This is a genomic window from Mycolicibacterium septicum DSM 44393 (genome assembly GCF_000455325.1).
GTDB classification, from domain to species: domain Bacteria; phylum Actinomycetota; class Actinomycetes; order Mycobacteriales; family Mycobacteriaceae; genus Mycobacterium; species Mycobacterium septicum.
In genome coordinates, this window is sequence record NZ_HG322951.1 from 1561370 (window position 1) to 1584158 (window position 22789).

The 22789-nt window shown below is 66.9% G+C and carries 25 protein-coding genes and 2 pseudogenes; 13 read left to right on the plus strand and 14 right to left on the minus strand.

The genetic code is table 11. The annotated features are described in order from the left end of the window. From TX88_RS35705 to TX88_RS07310, 4 genes and pseudogenes are all read right to left on the minus strand, one after another. A pseudogene (locus TX88_RS35705) lies at window positions 1–144 on the minus strand (DUF5078 domain-containing protein); the annotation flags it as partial. Window positions 145–160: 16 nt separating this feature from the next. Continuing rightward, window positions 161–490, minus strand: a complete 330-nt coding sequence (locus TX88_RS07300; protein WP_044515737.1) for a DUF732 domain-containing protein — start codon at window positions 488–490, stop codon at window positions 161–163. Continuing rightward, complete coding sequence (locus TX88_RS07305; RefSeq protein ID WP_044515740.1) at window positions 490–3408, minus strand: MMPL/RND family transporter; 2919 nt, start codon at window positions 3406–3408, stop codon at window positions 490–492. The genes TX88_RS07300 and TX88_RS07305 overlap by 1 nt, the downstream gene beginning before the upstream one ends. Next, window positions 3405–3830 (minus strand): MmpS family transport accessory protein, encoded by a 426-nt coding sequence (locus TX88_RS07310; RefSeq protein ID WP_044515742.1) that lies wholly within the window; start codon window positions 3828–3830, stop codon window positions 3405–3407. Before TX88_RS07310 ends, TX88_RS07305 begins: the two co-directional genes overlap by 4 nt. A 188-nt stretch (window positions 3831–4018) precedes the next feature. On the opposite strand from TX88_RS07310, the gene TX88_RS07315 reads away from it, so the two are divergent. After that, window positions 4019–4681 carry a TetR/AcrR family transcriptional regulator gene (locus TX88_RS07315; RefSeq protein ID WP_044515744.1) on the plus strand — a complete coding sequence of 221 codons (663 nt, stop codon included), beginning with the start codon at window positions 4019–4021 and terminating at the stop codon, window positions 4679–4681. 57 nt (window positions 4682–4738) lie between these two features. After that, entirely contained in the window at window positions 4739–5599 is an 861-nt protein-coding gene (locus TX88_RS07320) for a GNAT family N-acetyltransferase (protein ID WP_044515745.1), read from the plus strand. Here TX88_RS07320 and TX88_RS07325 read toward each other — a convergent pair. From TX88_RS07325 to TX88_RS07335, 3 genes are all read right to left on the minus strand, one after another. Beyond that, window positions 5593–6207 carry a pyridoxamine 5'-phosphate oxidase family protein gene (locus tag TX88_RS07325; RefSeq protein WP_044515748.1) on the minus strand — a complete coding sequence of 205 codons (615 nt, stop codon included), beginning with the start codon at window positions 6205–6207 and terminating at the stop codon, window positions 5593–5595. The genes TX88_RS07320 and TX88_RS07325 overlap by 7 nt on opposite strands. A gap of 67 nt (window positions 6208–6274) precedes the next feature. Next, window positions 6275–7390: an o-succinylbenzoate--CoA ligase gene (menE, locus tag TX88_RS07330; RefSeq protein WP_409365855.1), complete on the minus strand. Its 1116-nt coding sequence runs from the start codon at window positions 7388–7390 to the stop codon at window positions 6275–6277. 50 nt (window positions 7391–7440) lie between these two features. Next, complete coding sequence (locus TX88_RS07335) at window positions 7441–7803, minus strand: DUF3349 domain-containing protein (protein WP_044515750.1); 363 nt, start codon at window positions 7801–7803, stop codon at window positions 7441–7443. 265 nt (window positions 7804–8068) lie between these two features. Here TX88_RS07335 and TX88_RS07340 point away from each other — a divergent pair, with 265 nt between their 5' ends. From TX88_RS07340 to TX88_RS07350, 3 genes are read left to right on the plus strand one after another with little or no spacing between them, the layout of a single operon-like run. Next, window positions 8069–9325: an inorganic phosphate transporter gene (locus TX88_RS07340; protein ID WP_044515751.1), complete on the plus strand. Its 1257-nt coding sequence runs from the start codon at window positions 8069–8071 to the stop codon at window positions 9323–9325. Window positions 9326–9350: 25 nt separating this feature from the next. After that, entirely contained in the window at window positions 9351–9635 is a 285-nt protein-coding gene (locus tag TX88_RS07345; RefSeq protein WP_044515753.1) for a hypothetical protein, read from the plus strand. Window positions 9636–9643: 8 nt separating this feature from the next. Beyond that, window positions 9644–9952, plus strand: a complete 309-nt coding sequence (locus tag TX88_RS07350) for a DUF3349 domain-containing protein (RefSeq protein WP_044515755.1) — start codon at window positions 9644–9646, stop codon at window positions 9950–9952. Between the two features lie 46 nt (window positions 9953–9998). On the opposite strand, the gene TX88_RS07355 is transcribed toward TX88_RS07350, so the two are convergent. Further along, window positions 9999–10382, minus strand: coding sequence for a VOC family protein (locus tag TX88_RS07355; protein WP_044515756.1), 384 nt, complete (start codon window positions 10380–10382; stop codon window positions 9999–10001). Window positions 10383–10430: 48 nt separating this feature from the next. Next, the gene (locus tag TX88_RS07360; RefSeq protein ID WP_044515758.1) at window positions 10431–11807 is read right to left on the minus strand and encodes a PucR family transcriptional regulator ligand-binding domain-containing protein; all 1377 of its coding nucleotides are present in this window, start codon (window positions 11805–11807) and stop codon (window positions 10431–10433) included. Window positions 11808–11972: 165 nt separating this feature from the next. On the opposite strand from TX88_RS07360, the gene TX88_RS07365 reads away from it, so the two are divergent. From TX88_RS07365 to TX88_RS07385, 5 genes are read left to right on the plus strand one after another with little or no spacing between them, the layout of a single operon-like run. Further along, complete coding sequence (locus TX88_RS07365) at window positions 11973–13469, plus strand: APC family permease (RefSeq protein ID WP_044515759.1); 1497 nt, start codon at window positions 11973–11975, stop codon at window positions 13467–13469. Continuing rightward, window positions 13462–14160 carry an SDR family NAD(P)-dependent oxidoreductase gene (locus TX88_RS07370; RefSeq protein WP_044515761.1) on the plus strand — a complete coding sequence of 233 codons (699 nt, stop codon included), beginning with the start codon at window positions 13462–13464 and terminating at the stop codon, window positions 14158–14160. The genes TX88_RS07365 and TX88_RS07370 overlap by 8 nt, the downstream gene beginning before the upstream one ends. Beyond that, complete coding sequence (locus tag TX88_RS07375) at window positions 14157–14918, plus strand: SDR family NAD(P)-dependent oxidoreductase (RefSeq protein ID WP_044515762.1); 762 nt, start codon at window positions 14157–14159, stop codon at window positions 14916–14918. The genes TX88_RS07370 and TX88_RS07375 overlap by 4 nt, the downstream gene beginning before the upstream one ends. 4 nt (window positions 14919–14922) lie before the next feature. After that, the gene (gene speB, locus TX88_RS07380; RefSeq protein WP_044515764.1) at window positions 14923–15912 is read left to right on the plus strand and encodes an agmatinase; all 990 of its coding nucleotides are present in this window, start codon (window positions 14923–14925) and stop codon (window positions 15910–15912) included. Beyond that, window positions 15905–16747, plus strand: a complete 843-nt coding sequence (locus TX88_RS07385) for a polysaccharide deacetylase family protein (protein WP_044515766.1) — start codon at window positions 15905–15907, stop codon at window positions 16745–16747. The genes speB and TX88_RS07385 overlap by 8 nt, the downstream gene beginning before the upstream one ends. On the opposite strand, the gene TX88_RS07390 is transcribed toward TX88_RS07385, so the two are convergent. Both TX88_RS07390 and TX88_RS07395 read right to left on the minus strand, forming a co-directional pair. Continuing rightward, window positions 16748–17617, minus strand: a complete 870-nt coding sequence (locus TX88_RS07390) for an SDR family oxidoreductase (protein ID WP_044515768.1) — start codon at window positions 17615–17617, stop codon at window positions 16748–16750. 118 nt (window positions 17618–17735) lie between these two features. Beyond that, window positions 17736–18731 carry an SDR family NAD(P)-dependent oxidoreductase gene (locus TX88_RS07395; protein ID WP_044515770.1) on the minus strand — a complete coding sequence of 332 codons (996 nt, stop codon included), beginning with the start codon at window positions 18729–18731 and terminating at the stop codon, window positions 17736–17738. A gap of 73 nt (window positions 18732–18804) precedes the next feature. Between TX88_RS07395 and TX88_RS07400 the strand changes: the two genes are divergently transcribed. Beyond that, window positions 18805–19758: an AraC family transcriptional regulator gene (locus TX88_RS07400; protein WP_044515772.1), complete on the plus strand. Its 954-nt coding sequence runs from the start codon at window positions 18805–18807 to the stop codon at window positions 19756–19758. Then, window positions 19755–20249: a pyridoxamine 5'-phosphate oxidase family protein gene (locus TX88_RS07405; protein ID WP_044515773.1), complete on the plus strand. Its 495-nt coding sequence runs from the start codon at window positions 19755–19757 to the stop codon at window positions 20247–20249. Before TX88_RS07400 ends, TX88_RS07405 begins: the two co-directional genes overlap by 4 nt. Before the next feature lie 58 nt (window positions 20250–20307). Here the strand turns inward: TX88_RS07405 and TX88_RS07410 are convergent, their stop codons facing one another. After that, window positions 20308–21225 (minus strand): 1,4-dihydroxy-2-naphthoyl-CoA synthase, encoded by a 918-nt coding sequence (locus tag TX88_RS07410; RefSeq protein ID WP_044515775.1) that lies wholly within the window; start codon window positions 21223–21225, stop codon window positions 20308–20310. 110 nt (window positions 21226–21335) lie between these two features. Here TX88_RS07410 and TX88_RS07415 point away from each other — a divergent pair, with 110 nt between their 5' ends. Next, the gene (locus tag TX88_RS07415; protein WP_044515776.1) at window positions 21336–21614 is read left to right on the plus strand and encodes a hypothetical protein; all 279 of its coding nucleotides are present in this window, start codon (window positions 21336–21338) and stop codon (window positions 21612–21614) included. A 5-nt stretch (window positions 21615–21619) separates the two neighbouring features. Here TX88_RS07415 and TX88_RS07420 read toward each other — a convergent pair whose 3' ends face one another. Together TX88_RS07420 and TX88_RS07425 are read right to left on the minus strand one after the other, a co-directional pair. Next, a complete protein-coding gene (locus tag TX88_RS07420) occupies window positions 21620–22069 on the minus strand; it encodes a nitroreductase family deazaflavin-dependent oxidoreductase (protein WP_044515778.1) in 450 nt (149 codons plus the stop codon). A gap of 9 nt (window positions 22070–22078) precedes the next feature. Beyond that, window positions 22079–22769, minus strand: a pseudogene (locus tag TX88_RS07425) (HAD family hydrolase). Between the last annotated feature and the right edge of the window lie 20 nt (window positions 22770–22789).

The following is a 22789-nucleotide window of genomic DNA, read 5'->3' on the forward strand; positions in this document are numbered from 1 at the left end:
GGGGGTCTTCAGGATCCGGTTGGGGATCGGGTAGTCGTCGGTGGCGTCGGCGCTTGCGATGCCGGCCCCGGCCAGCGCGCCGGCGACGGTGCAGGCGGCCAGGCCGGTGCGGATCAGGTTACTGACACTCTTGCGGTTCGACATGTTGCTCCAAAGTCGTTCAGTGCGCGGCTTGTTCGTAGACGAAGCGCTGATCGGGGCAGTAGTAGTTGATGGCGGTGCCCAGGAACTGCCACGACTGAGCGTCGGTGCTGTCCTTGGCCAGTTGCTTCTTCACGAAACCGACCGAGTCCTGGGCATTGTGGTCGACGCCGTTGTGCAACCGCTTGCACATGAGCTTGCCGATCCAGGCGTTGTAGTCCTTCTGCCCGTAGATCCCGAAGGTGTGCAACTCGTTGGCGAACTCCGTGTCCGGATCGGCATTAGCCGGCGCCGAGAGCGCGAGACTGGTTGCCGCACAGAACGACAGGGCGATCAGCATACGTTTCATCAGACCAGGGCCTCCTCGGGTTCGCGCTGAATGGGCTTCGGCCAGGGCTGCGGCACCGGACGCTGGCGGACGCGTTGCGGCCACCAGAACCAGCGCCCGAGCAGCGTGGCGATGGACGGTGTCATCAGCGATCTGACGACGAGGGTGTCGAACAGCAGGCCCAGGCCGATGGTCGTGCCGACCTGACCGATGACGATCAGGCTGCTGACTGCCATCGAAGCCATGGTGAAGGCGAAGACCAAGCCTGCGGAGGTGACCACGGCACCGGTGCCGACCATGGCCCGGATGATTCCGGTCTTCAGCCCGGCGTGGATCTCCTCCTTTATTCGTGAGACGAGTAGCAGGTTGTAGTCCGCGCCCACGGCCAGCAGGACGATGACCGACATCGGCATCACCATCCAATGCAATGGGATTCCCACGATGTGCTGCCAGAGCAGTACCGACAACCCGAAGGCCGAGGCAAGGCTCAGCACCACCGTGCCGACGATCACCGCGGAGGCCACCACCGCACGGGTGAGCACCAACATGATGATGAAGATCAGGATCAGTGCCGCCGCGGCGACGATGATCAGGTCGTAGTCGGCGCCCTGCTGCATGTCGTTGTAGGTCGCCGAGCTACCGCCGAGGTAGATCTTGGATCCCTCGAGCGGGGTCCCCTTGATGGCGTCGGCCGCTGCGATCTTGAGCGGTGCGATGCGTGCGGTGCCTTCGGGAGTCAGCGGGTCACCCTGGTGAATGATGGTGAACCGCACCGCATGTCCGTCGGGCGACATGAACAGCTTGATGCCCCGCTTGAAGTCCTCGGTCTCGAACGCCTCCGGCGGCAGGTAGAACGAATCGTCGTTCTTGGCCGTATCGAACGCTTCGCTCATGGCGGTGGCGGTGTTCTGCATCGCCATCGTCTGATCCTGTTGGGCCTTCTGCACCTGGTACTGGTTGAGCAGCACTTCCTTCTGGTGCTTCATCGACTGGATCTGCCGCGGCATGGTGGCGACCATCTTCGGCATCAGATCGGCCATGCGCTGCATCTCGGGAACCAGGTCCTGGAAGTCGTCCGACATCGTGTTGATGCCGTCGAGCGCGTCGAAGATCGACCGGATCGACCAGCACATCGGGATGTCGAAGCAGTGCGGCTCCCAGTAGAGGTAGTTGCGGAGCGGCCGGAACTGGTCGTCGAAGTCCGCGAGGTGGTCCCGGACGTCGTTCATGTCGCCGGACGTCGTCTTCATCTTGTCGGCCATGCGCTGCGACACCGCTGCCAGATCCGTCTGGATCGACATCATCTCGGTCATGGCATCGATGCTGGTCTGCAGATCGTCGGCCTGGTCGAGCAGATTCTGCAGATTGGTCTGCGCATAGTCGTTGTTCATCAGCTGGGTCGTGCCGCTCTGGCCCAGCGTGTACGGGATCGTCGAGTGCTTGATCGGATCGCCGTCGGGACGGGTGATGGTCTGCACCTGGGCGATTCCGTGCACGCTCTTGAGTGCCTTGGCGATCTTGTCGATCACCAGGAAATCGGCCGGGTTACGCAGATCGCGATCGGACTCGATCATCATCAGGTCCGGGTTCATCTTGGCCTGCGAGAAGTGCCGGAACGCGGCGTCGTATCCGACGTTCGTCCCGACGTCCTTGGGCAGGAAGATGCGGTCGTTGTAGGTGGTGTGGTAGCCGGGCAGCGCCAGCAGGCCGATCAGCGCTGCGACGATGGCGCACACCAGGATTGCGCCCGGCCAGCGAACCGTGGCGGTGCCCACCCGGTGCCATCCGCGGGACTTCGAAAACCGCTTGGGCTCAAGGATCTTGCCGAATCGGCTCATCACCGAGATGACGGCAGGCCCGAGGGTCAGTGCCATGGCGACGACCATCGTCATTCCGATCGCCAGTGGAATGCCCATGGTCTGGAAGTACGGCAGGCGGGTGAAGTGCAGGCAGAACGTCGCGCCGGCGATGGTCAGACCTGACGCGAGCACGACATGGGCCGTGCCGTGGAACATGTCGTAGTAGGCCGCTTCCTTGTCCTCGCCGGCTCTTCGTGCTTCCTGATATCGGCCGATCAGGAAGATCGCGTAGTCGGTGGCCGCGGCGATGGCCAAGGTCACCAGCATGTTGGTCGCGAACGTCGTGAGACCGAAGAAGTTCTGATAGCCCAGTAGCGCGACGAGGCCACGGGCGCCGGACAATTCGAGCACGACCATCACCAGCACGATCAGGGTGGTGATGATCGACCGGTAGACGCCCAGCAGCATCACCGCGATGACGCCGAAGGTGACGAGCTCGATCAGCTCCATGCTCTCGTCGCCGACGATGTTCTGGTCGGTGCTGGACGCCGCGGATCCGGTGACGTACGCCTTCACGCCGTCGGGTGCGGGGCTTTCGGAGGCGATGCGCCGCACCGCCTCCACCGACTCGTTGGCCAGTGTCTCGCCCTGGTCGCCGGCGATGTAGACCTGCACGTAGGCGGCCTTGCCGTCGCGGCTCTGCGCGCCCTTGGCGGTCAGGGTGTCGCCCCAGAAGTCCTGCACATGCTGCACGTGGGTGGTGTCCGCGCGCAGGTCACGCACCATCTTGTCGTAGAAGACGTGCGCCTCGAGGCCCAGCGGCTTGTCGCCTTCGAGCACGACCATCACCGAGCTGCTGGTGTCGTACTCCTGGAACTTCTTGCCGACCTCTTTGATGGCGATCATCGACGGTGCGTCGTTGGGGCTCATCGACACCGCGCGCATCTTCCCGACGACCTCGAGCTGAGGGACGACGGTGTTGAGCAGTGCGACGATCACGATCCACGCCAGGATGATCGGCAGTGCGAACGTGCGGATGAGTCGCGGGATCAGTGGGCGCGGAGGTGCCGCATGGCGCCCCGTCGCGATGGCGTCGGTCGGGGTGTCGTCCGTCTGGGTTTCTTCCCTGCGGCTGCTCATGCTGCCTTCACAAAGCAAAAGGTTTGTGCGTTCAATCCAGTAGCCGTTCTCTCTTCTTTGACCTCGTCATCGACGGTGACTCGGCAACTGATGCTGTTCCCGTCGCCTTGCGCCAGGATGTTCGGCTGAACCGATGGCAGCGTGGTCTGCAGTGTCAAAGTCCAAGGCAGCGGCACAGTTCCGGTGCGCTGGGGCTTGCCTTCGAGGTCCATGTAGTTGATGACGGCGGTGCCGCCCGTGCCGAAGATCTCGTACTTCACGAACTTGGGGTTGAAGTCCTCGGCGTTGTCCGACGTGGACTCGGTGATGATGACCGGATGTGCGCCGAAGACCTTGCGGACGTTCATCACGATTAGCACGCCGGCCGTCATGGCGATGATGATCAGTACGGGAAGCCATATTCGCCGGATTGCCTTGGTCATTGCGGCTGCCCCGGGGGGAGGGCCGCGGCGGGCTTATCGCTGACGGCTGTCAATGTGGGCCTCCCGACGTTTCGATGCGTTCGCGACGACCTGGCTGTTAGGCGGCCTACGCAGTTCGAGCGTAAAGTTAGCCGAATAAGTGGATAGGATCAATCCACTTATGACCCCGATCACTTAAGCTGAGAGATATGACCGAGGAAACACGTCGCGTGCTGCGTAAGGACGCAGAGCGCAACCGGCAGCGGGTGCTCGACGCCGCGCGGGAACTGTTTGCCGAGAAAGGTCTTGAAGCGACGCTCAACGACGTCGCGCGTTACGCGAACGTCGGGGTGGGCACGGTCTACCGGCGGTTCGCCACCAAGGAGGAGTTGCTCGAGGCCATCTTCGTGGACGGTATGGATCAGCTCACCGCATTAGCTGAAATCGCACTGCAGCAAGAAGATTCATGGCAGGGGTTCTCGTGGTACGTCGAGAGCATGTGCGAGATCACGGCCACCGACCGCGGCTTGCGGGAGATCGCGTTCAGCAAATGCTATGGGGGTGACCGGGTCAAGGCCTGCCAGGAGCGGCTCGTCCCGGCGCTGACCAAACTCGTCGAGCGGGCGCAGGGCGATGGCTATCTGCGTCCGGAGGTGTCGTCCACGGACATGCCGCTCTTCGGGCTTCTGTCCGGCACCGTGAGTGAATTCGCCGGACATGTCGACGCCGACCTGTGGCGCCGCTATGTGGCCATCCTCTTGGACGGCATGCGCTACCACGACGACCAGGCACCGATTCCGGTGAAAGCGCTCGACAGCGATGAGCTCGATACGGCGATGCAGACGTGGGAACCCGCGGGGCCGCCCCGCTGACCGACGCCGGGGTTGGGACCCACGTTTCGGAAAAGCCTGTGCGGGCACAATATCGACGTGGCTATCAAAGGTGACTCAGACCCGGGCTCGGATCCATTGTTCTGCGGCGTCGAGCTGGCCCGGCGTATCGAGAAGGCCGAGGCGGACCTGATCGCGGCGGCGACGCACGCTGCCGGGCAGCGCGGCGCGGACGGGCTGGTTCTGCCCGTCGCCGGCGGGTACGCATGTTTCGCCGAGGCGGAATCGCCGATGAACAAGGTGGTCGGCCTCGGCTTCGACGGCTTGCCCGATGAAGCGGTGCTGGGTGAGATCGAGCGGGCCTTCGCGGCCAGGGACAGTGTTACCCGGGTCGAACTGTCCAGCCTTGCCGACCCCGAGACCACCGCGTTGTTGTCCGGCCGCGGCTATGAACTCGTCGAGTTCGAGAACGTGCTGGGCAGGCCGATTCGCGACGAGCACTCGCCGGTGACCGATGTGCGGGTGCGCCGGGCCGACGACCTCACCGCATGGGTGAACGTCGTGGTGGAGGGCTTCGCCCATCCCGACGGTGAGGGCCCGATCAGCCATGAGCAGTTTCCCGCCGACATCATCGAGCGGGCCGAACGGGACATGGAAAAGGCCGGGGCCACCGCGTATATCGCGCTGTGCGACGGAGTCGTCGCCGGCGGCGGGATGATGCGGCTGACCGGCGCCATCGCTCAGCTGGCCGGAGCCGCGACGGCGCCCGCCTACCGCCGCCGCGGGGTGCAGGCCGCGCTGTTGGCGGCGCGGCTGGCCGAGGCTGCCGAGGCCGGATGCGAGATCGCCGTGGTGACGACGGCGCCCGGCTCCAAGTCCCAGCACAATGTCCAGCGCCGGGGCTTCCAGCTGCTCTACACGCGGGCGATCCTGGTGAAACCGGCTGAGGCGGTTCAGTAGAGGATCTTGCGCAGGTTGTCCTCGCTGTAATACGCGTCGAGTTCCTCCTGGCTCTGGTCCGGTTTGAAGGCCTTCGCCATCTGCGCCACCGAGGGCACCGCTGTCGGGTTCCAGCTCTCGGGCTTCCACGTCTCAGAGCGCAGGAATGCCTTGGGGCAGTGGAAGAACACCTCTTCGATCGCGATTTCCAGTGCCAGGATCGGACGCTTGCCGTCCACCGCCATGGCATCGAAATAGTCGGCGTCGGAAAGTATCCGGGCGGTGCCGTTGATCCGCAGGGTGTCACCGCGGCCGGGGATGACGAACACCGTGCCCACGTGCGGGCGCTGCAGCACGTTGAGGAAGCCGTCGACGCGCCGGTTGCCGGGCCGCTCCGGGATCGCGATCGTGGTGTCGTCGATGATCTGGACGAAACCCGGCGGATCCCCCTTGGGGGAGACGTCGACGCGGCCGTCGGCATCGGTGGTCGCCACGAAGCCCAGCGGCGACTGCTTGAGCCAGACCTGCTGAGCTTCCGACAGGCGGTCGGTCACCTTCTTGGCGACGGCTGCGGTGGGTTGCCCGACGATGGCGCGCAGCTCATCCGCGGAGGTCACTTCTCGGCGCATATCTCCATCATGCCGACGCCGGCAACTGAATTGTCGTGTCGCCGAGTTCGGCGGCCGACGCCCGAGCTCAGCCCGCGTAGCGAGTGGCCAGCGTGCGCCGGTCGAGCTTGCCGATGCCGCGGCGGGGCAACTCGTCGACGATGTGCACCTCTCGTGGTGCCGCGGTGGCATCGAGGGTCCGCGCCACGTGGTCACGCAACTCGGCCACATCGGGGGCCGATGAACCCGGGGTCAGCACCAGCGCGGCCACCACCCGCTGGCCGAGACGTTCGTCGGGGACTCCGAAGACCGCGCACTCGGCGATCGCCGGATGGCCGGCCAGTGCCGATTCGACCAGTTGTGGCAGCACCGTCAACCCGCCGGTGCTGACCGCATCGTCGACCCGGCCCAGCACCCGCAGCACACCCGAATCATCGAGGGTGCCAAGGTCATCGGTGCGGAACCAGCCGGGCTCGGCGAACGGGTCGGGGCTGATCGGATTGCGATAGCCTCGGGCCACGGTGGCGCCGCCCAGCAGGATGCGGGCGGCGGCACCTGATGTCGCCGCCGGGGCGGCTCCGGCGACACGCACCTTCACGCCGTCGAGCGCCACGCCGTCGTACACGCAGCCGCCCGCGGTCTCGCTCATTCCGTAGGTGCGCACCACGTTCACCCCCGCCGCCTCCGCGCGTTCGGCCACCCCGGCCGGCATCGGCCCACCGCCGATCAGAACGGCGTCGAGGTCGGCCAGTGCGTCGGCGGCGGCCGGGTCACGCAGGGACTTGTCCAACTGCACCGCCACCAGTGAGGCGTAGCGGCGTCCACTGCCCAAAGCGGCCACCGCAGAAGGCAACTCGCCCGGATCGAAGGAGGCCGCGATGGTGACCGGCACAGTGCCGGCCAGCGCGCTGCGCACCAGAACCTGCAGCCCGGCGATGTGATAGGCGGGCAGGGCGAGCAGCCACCGTCCGTCACCGCCCAGCCGCGCGTGGGTGGCCGCGGCACTGGCCCGCAGCGCGTCGGCCGTCAGCAGTGCGCCCTTGGGTTTGCCGGTGGTGCCCGAGGTCGAGATCACCACGGCGACGTCGTCGTCGATCTCTTCCCCGGCGCGCAAAGTGGTTGTCAGCAATGAACTCTGGCGCTCGTCGTCGGCGGGGACGGGCAGGATCGCCGACGCGCGTCCGGCGAGGACGTCATCGAGCACTGCGAGCAACGTATCCGTCGTGGATCCGACGGTGACGGGGCGGAGGACGGCTATGCCGGGCCCCCTGGCTCTTTCGGGTCGTCCCCGTTGTTGCCGGTGGCATCGTCGGCGTCGCCGGCATCCTCGGCATCGCGCGGATCGTCCAACGGCCACCCCTTGGCCGCCAGCCGCTCGCGCACCCGCTCGACATCCTCGGGGCGGGGCAGTTCGTCGGTGATCTGGGTGATCAGCACACCGATGTCGATGTGATCGAAGTCACCGCGATCGATGAGATCCCGTGCGACGGCCTTGACTTCGTCGTTGGTCAGGCGCCGCGCCAGCAGCGCCAACAGCGGCACCCGGTCTGGTCCGGGCACCCCCTCCGGGTACCCGGCATTCAGCCAGGCCGCGATCTTCGCGAGAAAAGCGTTCACTGTGCCTACTCCTGATGCACCCGAGCGAGGTTCCTCCGGCCATACGAGTTTGAGCCGGAGGACCGCATTGATGGTAGTAGTGCCAGCCGACTCTGGCTCGCAGTGAATTTATCGGCCGCGCAGGGAACGGCAAACCCGCCCGGCGAACAAACCGGGTTGGCTAGATGAACACTGGGTGAACTCATCCGTAGCGTATCCGAATTCCCAGGTCAGCGCGGAGTTTCCGGCTGGTCAAAATCGCCAATGGTCCTACAGAATTACCGCCATGAGCGCTGAGCTGATCATTCTGGTGTTGCTGATAGCAACAGCATTGGCCTTCGATTTCACAAACGGCTTTCACGACACCGGAAACGCGATGGCGACGTCGATCGCCACCGGGGCGTTGAAGCCGAAGACCGCCGTGATCCTTGCGGGTGTCCTCAACCTGGTCGGCGCATTCCTCTCGGTCGAGGTCGCCGTGACCGTGACCACGTCGGTGCTCAAGATCCAGGACAGCAAGACGGGGTCGCTGGTATCGGGCATCGATGCGTCGACCGGGCTCACCATCATCTTCGCCGGCCTCATCGGCGGCATCCTCTGGAACCTCCTGACCTGGCTCTTCGGCATCCCGTCCAGCTCCTCGCATGCGCTCTTCGGCGGGCTGATCGGCGCCGGACTGGCAGCCATCGGGTTGGCCGGGGTCAACTGGTCCGGCGTCGTCCAGAAGGTGCTCATCCCCGCGATCGCCGCTCCGTTCATCGCCTGCCTGGTCGCGGCCGCCGGAACCTGGCTGGTCTACCGCATCACCCGCAACGTGCTGAAGAAGCGTCGCGAGCAGGGTTTCCGCTGGGGCCAGATCGCCACCGCCTCACTGGTCGCCCTGTCACACGGCACGAATGACGCTCAGAAGACCATGGGCGTCATCGCGCTCGCCCTCATCACCACGGGCCACCTGACCGGCAATGTGAAGGAAGACGGCCTGCCGTTCTGGATCATCGCCTCCTGCGCCCTTGCCATCGGCCTTGGCACCTACATCGGCGGCTGGCGCGTCATCCGCACCCTGGGCAAGGGCCTGGTCGAGATCGAGTCCCCGCAGGGCCTGGCGGCTGAAGCATCCTCGGCCGCAATCATCCTCAGCTCCAGCGCCGCCGGTATGGCGCTGTCCACCACCCACGTCGCCACCGGCTCGATCCTCGGCAGCGGCGTCGGCAAGCCGGGCGCCGAGGTGCGCTGGGCGGTTGCCGGGCGCATGGCGATGGCATGGCTGATCACCCTGCCCGCCGCCGGTCTCGTCGGCGCGCTGGCCTTCTGGCTCTCGCACGGGGTCGAGGCGCTCACCGGGGCGGCACTGGCCGGTGACGGCCTGATCTTCCTGATCCTGATCGCCCTGTCCGGCTACATGTGGTGGCGCGCCCAGCAGCAGAAGGTCGACCACAAGAACGTCAACGCCGATTGGGATTCCTCCACCAACTCGGTTGTGCCCGCGGAAATCCGCGAGGCCGCCAAGCCCGCCAAGCCCAGCACCGACAAAGCCGCAGTCTGACCGGATCTGACTAAGGAATCTGCTGATGATTTATCTGGAATCCATCTTCAAGGTGCTGGTCGTGGGGCTGATCCTCGGCGCCGGCCTGCCCGCGGTGTTCGCCACGGGCCTGGTGGCCTTCTCCAACGGCGCCGGTGGTACGCACGAGGACGGCACCGTGGTGGCGCCCAACCCCGCGCTCAAGGCCCTCGGTCTGCTGCTGTTCGCCATCGTCGCGGCGGTGATCGTGGTCGCGATCCTCTGGATCACCAAGACCACGATCATTCACCACTTCGGATTCAACCCCGTCCCCTTCATCCCGGGTAAGTGAGCTGACACATGACCGAATCTGCCGGCTACATGGAGAACGTGCTGACGTGGCTGCACAAGGGTTACCCCGAGGGCGTGCCGCCGAAGGACTACTTCGCACTGTTGGCGCTGCTCAAGCGTTCACTGTCCGAGGACGAGGTGATTCAGGCCGCCCAGGCGATCCTGCGGGCCAACGACGGTGACACCCCGGTGACCGACGACGAGATTCGCGACGCGGTCCAGTCGATCATCGAGAAGGAACCGAATCCCGAAGAGATCCAGCAGGTGGCCTCGCGCCTGGCTTCGGTCGGCTGGCCGTTGGCCACACCGGCACGCTGACCTCACCCGAGAATCCCCGGCCCAGTTCACATCGGGCCGGGGTTTTTCATTGGCGGGTGTCGCGGCGCAGCGGGTGGGTGTCGGGCACCTGGACGAAGATCAGCGTGATGCCGTCGGGGTCGGTCACGTGCATCTCGTGAAGACCCCACGGCTCTTGCGTCGCGGCCCGGGCGATCGCCACACCCCGGCCTTCGAGTTCGGCCTGGGTGGCGTAGACGTCGCGCACCTGCAGCCACAGCGCGCCGGGGAAGGTCCCGGGCTCGGTGGGGCTGTGGTGACCTGCCAGCTCGATCAGTGACTGGCCCGCGTAAAAGACTGTGCCCGCACCGTATTCGCGGGCGATGGCCAGACCGATCCCGTCGCGGTAGAACTCCACGGACCCCGGGTAGTCGACCGGCCGGATCAGCATCCGGCTGGCCAGGATTTCCATGACCCTTGTCTACCACCGCCAGGCGCCCGGGTGAATCCGCGACACGGGTCAGGCAGGGTGCCCGGGCATGCGGCGGGCGCGGTCGCTGGCGCGCAATCCGATGGCGAACGCGGCCTGGTCCTCGAAACTCATCGGGTTGCGTCCCGTGATCTCGTGGATGCGACTCAGCCGGTGCCGAACGGTGTTGGTGTGCAGGAACAGTTCGCGGGCGGTGTCGATGAGTGACCCGTTGGTGGCCAGGAAGGCTCGAAGAGTACGCACGTGCTGGGTGCCCCGGTCGTTGTCCAGGCGCTCGAGTGGGTCGATGAGTTGGTTCTTGAACGGGGCCAGCCGGCTCAGCGGCAAACCCTCGACCAGGCTGTCGAAGGTGCTCAGCTGATCGGGTCCGATGCTTCCGCCGTGCTGCTGGGCCAGGTCGAGAGCGATGCGGGCCTGCGTGATCGCCGCCCCCAGTTCGGCGAGCGGTACCGCTGCGGCGTGCCCCGACGGCATCGAGAGTTCGGTGGCGGCCTGAGCGCGGGCGCCGGCTTCGAGAACCAGACAAACCTCGGGTGCGTCGCCGACCAGGGCATCGGGAAACGCCATCGACAGCACGGCGCCGGCCCCGGCCGGCCAGGCCGAGCAGGTCAGTTCGGGTGAGCTCAGCCCCTCCCAGTCCAACAGCTGATTGAGGGCGTCGGGCAGCAGCATGCGACGCTCGATCAACGACAGCAGCTGCCCGACCCGTTCGCGGGTCAGCGCGGATTCGATGTCGCGATCGCCTTGGGCGGCCTGGGCGAATCGCGCGATGAGCTGCAGCACAGCGGTTTCGGGCGGATCGCCGCTGCCCACCCAGGCCAGGGCGCCCAACCCGTCGACCACGGTGGTGGCGCCGGTGTCCTCGGGTGCCTCATCAGGATCCAGCAGGAGGTAGCCGCCCAGCACCTCACCTGCGCGGTCCAGCAGCTGCCGCACCGACTCGCGCCGCCGCTGCGACGAAAGCAGTTCGGGCATCAGCGAATTGGTGGCCCGTGCGACGGATATCTCACCGCCGACCTGGAAATCCGCGACGTAGCGGCTCACCGACGAGAACGGAACATTGGGAGGGGCGATGAGGATCGGCAGGCCGTCGCGGGCGGCCGAGGTGATCAGCGCCTCGGGGACGGTGTCGTGCACATCGCCGATGCCGAAGCACAGGCCGGCGGCCCCGGCCCGGGTCAACGACTCGACGAATGCCGCGCAGTCCTGGGCGGTCTGCAGGCTGATGCCCACTGTGCAGACCAGCTCGCCACCGTGCAGATACCGCGACGGGTCCCTCAACTCGGTGGTGTGCACCCAGCTGATCCGGCGGTCCAGGTCGCCGGTGGGTTCGTCGGGGGTGAGCAGCCCTCGGTGTGACTCGAGGAGATCGCGCAGGGTCGGTATGACGTCGCTGCGGTCCGACATGGGGTGAGCGTAACGCCGACGTCACACCCGTGTGGGCGGGCATTGTCGGATCCTCCAATGCCGTCGTGGGGCAACAGTGGGTTTGCAGCGTGTTCGCCGCGATTGCTTGGCGGTTGCACCACTGCGGCGTGATAGTTCCTGCAACCACGTCAGAGGGAGCACACGATGACTGCATCGCCGATCTCGGCGCCCGCGCACGACCCCGACGGGCCCCATGTTCTACGGCGCGAATTCTCGCTGTGGTCGGCGTTTGCCTTCGCTTTCGCGTTCATCTCGCCGATCGTCGCGCTCTACGGAATCTTCGGTCTGGCATTGGCCGCGGCGGGCCCGAGCTTCTGGTGGGGCTTCGCGCTGGTGTTCGGCGGCCAGCTGCTGGTGGCCCTGGTCTTCGCGATGCTGGTGTCCCGTTGGCCGTTGGAGGGTTCCATATATCAGTGGTCGCGGCGGCTGCTGGGCACGTCCTACGGCTGGTTCGCCGGGTGGGTGTACATGTGGACGCTGGTGATCGCGATGGCGACGGTGGCGCTCGGCGCGGCCGGGTTCGTGGCCAACATCGCCGGGGTGGAATCTCCGTCCGGGGGCCTGCGGGCCGTCATCGCGCTGATGATCCTGCTCGGCGGGACTGCGATCAATCTGATCGGCCGCGGCGCGCTCAAGGTGTTCATGACCGCCAGCATCGTGGCCGAAGTGATCGGTTCCATCGGGCTTGGCACCTGGCTGCTCGTGTTCCACCGCAACAACTCGTTGTCGGTGCTGTTCGACGGAGGCGGTGCCGGGGTGGATACCTGGAGCTACCTGAGCGGGCCGTTCCTGATCGCGGTGGCCTTCATCGGGTTCTCGTTCGTCGGGTTCGAAAGTGCGGGCGCGATCGCCGAGGAGGTGCATGAGCCGCGGCGGGATCTGCCCAAGGCGGTGATCTTCTCGCTGGGGTTCATCGCGTTGGTGGTGGCCTACTCGAGCCTGGCGATCATCCTGGCGATCCCGGATCTCGATGCGGTGGTGTCGGGTTCGGTGGCCGACCCGGTGTACGAAACTCTCACGGCGGCACTGGGACACGGCATCGCCAAACCGGTCGAGGTGCTGTTCGTGATCGGCTTCCTGGCCAGCTTCCTGGCCCTGCAGACTTCGGCCTCACGCGTGATCTGGGCCTACGCTCGGGACGGTGCACTGCCGGCCTCGGCCGCGCTGGCCCGGCTGCGCGGCAGGGCCCGGATCCCGGTGGTGGCGATCCTGGTCACCACGGTCGTCGGCGGGGCACTGTTCATGCTCAGCATCGTGGCCGGCGACATCTATTCGCTCATGGTCAATTTCACCGCAGGCGGCTTCTATCTCGCCTTCCTGTTCCCGTTGATCGGGTTGGTGGTGGTCCTGGCCCGCCGCGGCTGGACCGACGGTGCATTCAGCCTGGGCCGGGCCACGGTTCCCGTCGCCGCCGTGGCCGCGGTGTGGGCGATCCTGCAGACCCTCAACATCGCTTGGCCGAGGCCGGTTTTCGAGCAGCGCTACCTGGACTGGTCGGTATGGATCGGGCTCGCGGTGCTGGGAGTGATCGGCCTGGGGATCCTGCTCAGCGTGCGCAGGCGGATCGTGAGTGCCGCGGTGATCGACGGGGCCGAGATCCTCGACGAGCGCGCCGACGTCAAGGCGGTGGCCGGTGACTGAGGCTCCTGTCGCCGTCGTCACGGGTGGGGCCAGCGGAATCGGCGCTGCGGTGGTCACCGCGCTGCGCGACCGCGGCTATGCCATCGGAACGATCGACCTGTCCGGTGAAACCCGGGCGGACCACGCTGTCGCGGCTGATGTTTCCGACGGCGCCGCCGTCGCCGGCGCGGTCGCCGAGATCCGCGCCGAGCTCGGTCCGATCGCCGCGCTGGTGACCTCGGCCGGGTACTACGAGATGGCCCCGGTGAGCCAGATCAGCGCCCAGGCCTGGCAGCGGATGCTGCGGGTGCACGTGGGCGGGCTGTTCCACGCCGCCAGGGCCTGCCTGCCCGACATGCTCGACCGGGGCTCGGGTGCGGTCGTCGCGGTGGCCAGTGAACTGGCGGTCGGTGGCGGTGACGGTGACGCCCACTACGCCGCGGCCAAGGGCGCCATCCTCGGTCTGGTGCGCAGCCTGGCCGCCGAGGTCGCCGATCGCGGTGTGCGGGTGAATGCGGTGGCTCCCGGGCCGACCGACACACCACTTCTGGCCGATGATTCCCCTTGGCGCGCAGCCGATTATCTGGCCACTCTGCCGTTGCGGCGACTGGTCACCCCGGCCGAGGTGGCGCGTTGTGTGCAGTACCTGGTGTGCGATGCCACCTTCAGCACCGGTGATGTCGTCAACGTCAACGCGGGAGCGGTGATATGAGTTCGTCAGAGGGTCGAGTCGTGCTGGTCACGGGGGCCGCTCAGGGCATGGGTGCCGCCCATGCGCGTCGGCTGGCCGCCGCGGGAGCGACGGTCGCGGTCAACGACATTCGTGCCGGCGCCGCGCTGGATGCGCTGGCTGCCGAGATCGGCGGCCTGGCTGTGCCGGGCGACGTCAGTGACCCGGCTGCCTGTGTCGAGATCGCGGATGCGGTGGTGGCCGCGGCGGGCAGGCTCGACGTGCTGGTCGCCAATCATGCCTACATGACCATGGCGCCTCTGCTGGATCACGACGAGGCGGACTGGTGGCGAGTCGTCGACACCAATCTGGGCGGGACGTTCCATCTGGTGCAGGCGGTGCTGCCGCATATGCGCCGGATCGGCGCCGGGCGCATCGTCGTGATCTCCAGCGAGTGGGGTGTCACCGGCTGGCCCGAGGCCACGGCCTACGCGGCGTCCAAGGCCGGGCTCATCTCATTGGTCAAGACGCTGGGGCGGGAGTTGGCGCCGGAGGGGATCATCGTCAACGCGGTGGCGCCCGGGGTGACCGACACCCCGCAGCTGCAGGTCGACGCCGACGCCGCCGGGATCGCACTGACGGATATGCATCAGCGTTACGCGGAGTCGATTCCGTTGGGGCGCATCGGTTCCGTCGATGAGATCGCAGCCGCGGTGCAGTTCCTGGCCGACTTCGAGATGTCGGCGGTCGTCGGGCAGGTGATCGCCTGTAACGGCGGGGCCACCCGGGCGAGAGCGTGAAGCAATGACGGAAGGGAAACAGGTGACGGGCCAGCCGTATGTGCGGTCGGAGTCGGGGAACATCGGTCAGGTCGATGCGATGGCAGTGCCGCGATATGCCGGCATCGCCACCTTTGCCCGGCTGCCGCAACGCCACGAGGTCTCCGACTACGACATCGCGGTGGTCGGGGTGCCGTTCGACACCGGCGTCACCTACCGGCCGGGTGCCCGGTTCGGCCCGGCCGCGATCCGGCAGGCCTCGCGTCTGCTCAAGCCCTACCACCCGGCGCTGGACGTGAGCCCGTTCGCTCAGGCACAGGTGGTCGACGCCGGTGATATCGCGGCCAATCCGTTCGACATCGAGGCGGCGGTGGAGCAGGTGCGTGAGGGTATCGCCGACCTGCTGACCACGCCGCGCCAGCGGGTGGTGGTCCTCGGCGGGGACCACACCATCGCGCTGCCGGCACTGCAGGCGGTGCATGCGGTACACGGTCCGGTGGCGCTGGTGCACTTCGACGCTCACCTCGACACCTGGGACACCTACTTCGGTGCGCCCTGCACGCACGGCACCCCGTTCCGCCGGGCTTCCGAACAGGGCCTGATCGTCAAGGGCCATTCGGCGCACGTCGGGATCCGCGGCTCGCTCTACGACCGCGCCGACCTGCTCGACGACGAGTCATTGGGCTTCACCGTGGTCCACTGCCGCGACATCGACCGCATCGGTGTCGACGGGGTCATCGAGCGGATCCGTGACCGGGTGGGGGACCACCCGGTGTACGTGTCGATCGACATCGACGTGCTGGACCCGGCATTCGCGCCGGGCACGGGGACACCCGAGATCGGTGGAATGACGAGTCGTGAGTTGGTGGCGGTGTTGCGCGCCATGCGCGGGCTGCAGATCGTCGGCGCCGACGTGGTGGAGGTCGCTCCGGCCTACGACAGCGGTGACGTCACCGCCGTGGCGGGGGCCAATCTGGCCTACGAGCTGGTTACGCTGATGGCTGACAATGCCTGAGTTCTCCTGGCCGGAAGGCAAAACCGCGGCGGCGGCGTTCACCTTCGATGTGGATGCCGAGTCGGCGGTGCTGTGGGGCAACGAAGGCGTCGCGGCGCGGATGAGCGTGATGTCCCACCAGGCCTACGGGCCGCTGGTGGGAATTCCCCGGATCCTGGAACTGCTGGAGCGCCACCAGATTCCGTCGACCTTCTTCGTCCCCGGTCACACCGCGCACCGGTACCCCGAGGCGGTGCGGGCGATCGTCGCGGCCGGGCACGAGATCGCCCACCACGGTTACCTGCACGAGCAACCGACGGCGCTGACGCTGCAGGAGGAGATCGACGCACTGGACCGCGGCCTGGAGGCGCTGGCCGAGGTCGCCGGCGTCCGGCCGGTCGGCTACCGAGCGCCCATGTGGGACCTGTCCTGGCACACCCCGGCACTGCTGGCCGAACGTGGATTCCTGTACGACTCAAGCCTGATGGACGCCGACTGCCCCTATGAGCTGGCCGTCGGTGACCGCTCGCTGGTCGAGATCCCGATCCAATGGGCCCTCGACGACTGGGAGCAGTACTGCTATCTGCCCGACATCTCCGGATCCGGTCTGATCGAAAGCCCACGCAAGGCAAGGGAATTGTGGCAGCTCGAGTTCGACGCGCTGCGCCGCGTGGGGGCCTGCTGGGTACTCACCAATCACCCCTTCCTGACCGGACGGGCGTCGCGGGCAGCCGAACTCGACGACCTCATGCGGTACGTGCTCGAGCACACCGATGTCTGGACCACGAACCTCGGGGCCATCGCCGAGCATGTGCGCTCACTCGGGCTCCAGCCCCGGAGTATCACCAAGCCGTGATCAGACCGGCTGGACCCGTTGCCGTTTCATCACGGCGTCGACCAGCCCGGGGGCCACGGTGTTGAGTGCCTTGGCCGTCACGGCCATGCGCGGGGCGATCTGCACCGGGCGGGTGCGCGCCGCGGTCAGCATCCAGTCGGCGGCCTCGGCGGCCGACAGTCCGGGCAGCCCGTCGTAGGCCCGGGTGGGGGCGATCATCGGGGTCTTCACCAACGGGTAGTACAGCGTCGTGGAATGCACACCGACGGAAGCCCACTCGGTCTCGATGACCCGGCTGACCGCGGCCAGGGCGGCCTTGGAGGCGTTGTACACAGCGAACAGCGGCGAGGATTCGTTCATCACGCCCCAGGTGGCGACGTTGATGATGTGGCCGTCGCGGCGCTCGCGCATGCCCGGGGCCAGGCCGCGGATGAGCCGCAGCGGCGAGTAGTAGTTGAGCGTCATGGTGCGCTCGACGTCGTGCCAGCGGTCCAGCGATTCGGCCAGCGGGCGCCGGATCGACCGGCCGGCGTTGTTGATCAGGATGTCGACACCGCCCAGATCGCGTTCCACGGTGGCGACCAGTTCGTCGATGGCGTCCAGGTCGGACAGGTCCACCGCGTGGGCCCGGGCGTCGCCGCCCTTGGCGGTGATCCGCCCGACCAGTTCGTCGAGCAGTTCCTGGCGGCGGGCCACCGCGATGACGGTGGCTCCCTTCGCGGCGAACTTCTCGGCCGCAGCCTCACCGATGCCCGATGACGCGCCGGTCAGCAGGATCCGCTTGCCTGCGACGTCGATGTCGCCACGGGCCTGCAGCCGTTCGGTCAGCGGCGGACGCATGCTGGTCAGCAACAGCTGTTCGGACAGCCGGCGCATCGGGTTCTTGCTCATGCGCCGAGTTTAGGAGACCTAGATTTTCCCCCGCGAGCAGACGCTTAGGTACCCGCAACTCGACAATTTCGGGTACTTCCGCGTCTGCTCGCCGGGAGGCGGCGCGTCAGGCGGCGCGTCAGGCGGTCAATTTCTCACTCAGTTCCCACAGCCTCTGCGCGGCTTCCGGGTCGACCGCGTACCGCGTGACGCCGACCGTCGTCTCCATCGGTCCGGCGGTGATGTCGAGCGTCAACGGTTCGGTGATGTCTTCCAGCGGCGCGATGTCGTTGTTCTGCAGGTACACGCCACCGAGGTCGTCTAGCTGCGGGCTGGTGGCTGCCCAAACGCTGGTCGACGCACCTTGTTCCGGAGTCTTGCGATCCCGCTCCGGATCGATCACCGGTTGTCCGTCGTCGTCGACCAGGCCCATGGCGCGCCAGCCGTCTTCGCCGAGCCACGGTGCGAGGTTGGTACTCACGATGCCGCCGGGATGTAGTGCGTACCCGCGGATTCCATCGTCGGCGAAGCGGCGGTCGAGTTCCACTGCGAACAACACATTGGCCGTCTTCGACTGGCCGTATGCCACCATGCCGTCGAACTCGCCGGCGTCGAAATGCGGGTCGTCCCAGCGGATGTCGGACAGATGGTGTCCCCAGGACGAAACCTCCACCACACGGGCGCCCGAAGCCCCGCGCAATGCGGGGAGTAGACCCAGTGTCAGTTGGAAATGGCCCAGGTGATTGGTGGCGAACTGTGATTCGTAACCGCGGGCGTCGCGGACCAGTTCGCCACCCATGATGCCGGCGTTGTTCACCAGGATGTGCAGTGGCTGACCTGAGTCGAGGTATCTGACTGCGAACGTGTCGATTGATCGTGCGTCCATCAGGTCGAGCGCGTGTACCTCGACGCGGTCGATGCCGGCCAGCGCGCGTGCCGCCCGTTCCGGGGAGCGCGCGCCGACCACCACCGAGGCTCCGGCCTGGCTCAGAGCCCGGGTGGTCTCGAGCCCGAGGCCGACATGACCGGCGGTGACGATGACGTTGCGTCCAGACAGGTCGATGCCCGCGAGCACGTCCGTTGCCGTCGAGGCCGCGGTGAATCCCGATCCGATGGGGCGTTGGTTCTGTGTCATGTCTCCACGATGTATCCGCTTGCCCGGACTTTGAATGGTTGTGAGTCCATATTTTTTACGCGATAGTACGGAGATGGTTCGTGATCAGCTCTCCGATGTCTTTGACCTCGTCGAGGTCCGTGGCCTGATCTCCGGAGGGTTCGCCGTGCGCGGGGACTGGCGGGCCCACGCGCCGATCAGGTATCCGCTCAAGTTGACCGCCGTGGTGTGCGGTCGTGTCCGGCTCATCACCGACGGCATGGATCAGCCCATCGAGCTGCTCGCCGGTGACGTGGCCATTCTCAACAGCCGCAAATGGGTCGCGTTGGAAGGTGGGCCGGGAACGGGGCCGCCGACCGAGATCGTCTTGCGTGAATCCGATCCGTTCGTGCGCATCGACGGCGCCGATTGCGGCGACGCCGACGTGATCATCGGCGGGCACGTCGACGTCAACCCTGCCGGTGAGGCGCTGCTCATGCATGCCCTGCCGCCGGTGGGACACGTCCGCGCCGCATCGGCACAGGCGGGCAGCCTGCACGGGCTGCTCGACCGACTGGTGGACGAGGTGACCGGTGACCGGATAGGCGCGGCGTTCGCCATTCGCCAGCATGGCCAGCTGCTGCTGCTCGAGGTGCTACGGGCGTACATCGATCAGGGTGAACGCCTGCCGCCGGGCTGGTTGCGGGTGCTGACGGATGAGCGGTTGCGCCCCGCGCTTGCCGTGATGCACGACCAACCCGCGAAGCCCTGGCGGTTGGAGGAGCTGGCTCGTGCAGCAGCGATGTCACGGACATCGTTCGCTGAGCGGTTCCGTGCGGTGGCCGGGGTACCGCCGCTGACCTACCTGAACAACTGGCGAATGCTGCTGGCGCAGCGTGCCCTTCGCGATGACGACACCCGCGTCGGCGTACTGGCTGTCACGCTCGGTTACTCCTCCGAAGGTGCGTTCTCCAACGCGTTCAAACGCGAGGTGGGTATGTCTCCACTGCGCTACCGGGCGCACGTCCGCGATGAATCGGCGGCCGCTGACCGGTCGGTATCGGTATGACGATCACCGGCAAGCTTGACCAGCGCTTCAGCGAGGCGACCGAAGCGACGAGTTGGGAGTCCGCCGCGGCAGTCCTCGACACTGCCGGGCTGTACTGGCTCACGACCGTGCGCGGCGACGGGCGCCCGCACGTCACCCCGTTGGTCGGGGTGTGGACCGATGGTGTGTTCGTGTTCTGCACCGGGTCCTCCGAGCAGAAGGCGCGCAATCTGCAGGCGGGAGCGGCCGTCGTCGTGACCACCGGAACCAACACCTGGAACGCCGGCCTCGATGTCGTTCTCGAGGGCACCGCTGCGCGCGTGACCGGGCTGCCGCGGCTGACCGCATTGGCCGGCGCCTACCGGAGCAAGTACGGCGACGACTGGGATTTCGATTGCGACGACGAGGTTTTCGACCCGCAGGGTGAGGCGGCGATCGTCTACGAGGTCACCCCGGCCAAGGTGATCGCGTTCGCCAAGTCACCGCATGGCCAGACCGGCTTCCGCTTCTAACCCGGCGACTTGTGCACGTTTTCCGGCGGTCAGCGCGGATAAACGTGCACAAATCGCTCTAGAAGTAGCGGGGGAAACCGCTCCAGTCCGGGTCGCGCTTCTGCAGGAACGCGTCGCGGCCCTCGACGGCCTCGTCGGTCATGTAGGCCAACCGGGTGGCTTCCCCGGCGAACACCTGCTGGCCCACCAGGCCGTCGTCGATCAGGTTGAACGAGAACTTGAGCATCCGGATCGCCTGGGGCGACTTGCCGTTGATCTCGGCGGCCCACTGCAGGCCGACGGACTCCAGTTCGGCATGGTCGACGACATCGTTCACCGCGCCCATCTGATACATGGTCTCGGCGTCGTAGGCGCGGCCCAGGAAGAAGATCTCGCGGGCGAACTTCTGCCCCGTCTGGCGGGCCAGGTATGCGCTGCCGAATCCGCCGTCGAAGCTGCCTACGTCGGCGTCGGTCTGCTTGAACCGGGCATGCTGGCGGCTGGCCAAGGTCAGGTCACACGTGACGTGCAGGCTGTGTCCGCCGCCGGCCGCCCAGCCGTTGACCAGGCAGATCACCACCTTCGGCATGAACCGGATGAGCCGCTGCACCTCGAGGATGTGCAGCCGTCCGGCCCGCGCCGGATCGACCGTCTCGGCGGTTTCGCCCTCCGCGTACTGATAGCCGGACCTGCCGCGGATGCGCTGGTCGCCACCGGAGCAGAACGCCCAGCCGCCGTCCTTTGCCGACGGGCCGTTGCCGGTCAGCAGCACCACACCGACGTCGGGGGACATCCGGGCGTGGTCGAGGACCCGGTACAGCTCGTCGACGGTGTGGGGCCGGAAGGCGTTGCGCACCTCGGGCCGGTCGAACGCGACCCGGACCGTGGGCTGCCGGGCGCCGTCGGCGACGTGGCGGTGGTACGTGATGTCGGTCAGATCGTCGAAGCCGGGCACCGGCTCCCAGACTGTCGGGTCGAACGGGTTGTCTGCACTCACGTGCTCGACTGTAGAGCGAACGAATCCAGAGGTTTCACAGGTACCGTCGCGGGGTACGAAAGTCGGCGCGATGATGCGTACCGCGCATCACCAGATCAGAGGGGACCACGATGAAGCGCTCAGTGAGTGTGTTGTTGTCGGGACTGGCTACGGGCTTGGTGCTCGTCGGATGCTCGCCTGCGATCACCGGTGGTGACACCAAGTGCAAGGACTTCATCGGCCAGGACGAGAAGACGCAGAACGAAGCGGTGTCCAAGATGCTCAAAGATGAAAAGGGCACCGACGCGGCGCAGCTGGAGATCACCGGAACCCGCCTGGCGGTGCAGACCTTCTGTCAGACGGTGGGCAAGGAGGACTCCAAGATCAAGGAAGCCCCGCACCTGAGCTGACGCGGCTAGGCCGGGTCCAGCCGGAATACCGGGCAGCGCCCGGCCAAGGCCTCGAATTCGTCGGGGTTGGGCCCGGTCACCAGTCCGGCGTTGCGCATGAAGCCGACGCCGGAGGGGACCAGGATCGGGAACTGACGTAGCAGCGGCCGGGCCTGTTCGGTGGGGATCTCCACCACGCGCACCCGCTGGTCGTTGCGGCCCTGGTGCACCGTGGCCTCACCGGCGGCGCGGGCGTTGGCCGCCCAGTCGCCGCCGGGCAGCCCGGCCACGATGTAGCGGTGGCCGTCGACGGTCATCGGGGTGACCGGCGTCGAGCGCGGTTTCCCTGATTTGCGCCCGGGCACCGTCAGCACCACCGGTCCCTTGTCGCCGCCGACGCCGAGCTTGTTCAGCCCGATCATCACCTTGTTGACGTACTTCAACCACCACGGCGGCCGGATGCGGTCGTCAGCCATGGCTCCACCCTAGGCGCGGATGCCGACGCTCTGCAGGGCCGCGATCAGCCCGTCTGGGCGCTCGGCGGTGGGCAGCGGGTCGACGAGCGCGAACTGGCAGCCCACGGTGCGGGCACCGCCGTCGGCCTCCTCGCTGTCGCCGACCATCAGCGCGTCCTGGGCGGCCACTCCGAGGCGGTCGAGCGCGGTGGTGAAGATCGCCGGGTCGGGTTTGATGGCACCGACCTCGAAGGACAGCACGAACTCGTCGACGTGCTCGGCGGCGCCGATCGCCGCGAACGCCGGCCGCACGTCGAACGCGATGTTGGAGACGACGGCGGTCCGGATCCCTTGTGCTCGCAGGTTTTTTGAACACGCGCGCGGTGTCGGGGTAGGCGGTCCAGCTGGCCGGATCGATCACCCGGTCGTACAACGCCTGCGCGTGATGGTCGGCCAGCCCGGACTCCCGCAACACATGCAGGTAAGCCTCGCGGTGCAGGTGCGGGGCCAGGTCGCGGTTGGCCCAGGCCCGGTACTGCTCGTCGGTCATCGACACGGACCGGCCGGTCGGGGCGGTGAGCCGGCGCATCAGCTCGGCCTGCACGTGGCCGTCGACCGCGCGTTCGTCGACGGCCATCCCGGCGAACCAGCTGTCGTCCTCTTCGAGGCGGAACAGGGTCCCGGAGTAATCGAACAATACGGCTGACACCATGTCCGCCATGGTGCCATGAGGCCGGTCGG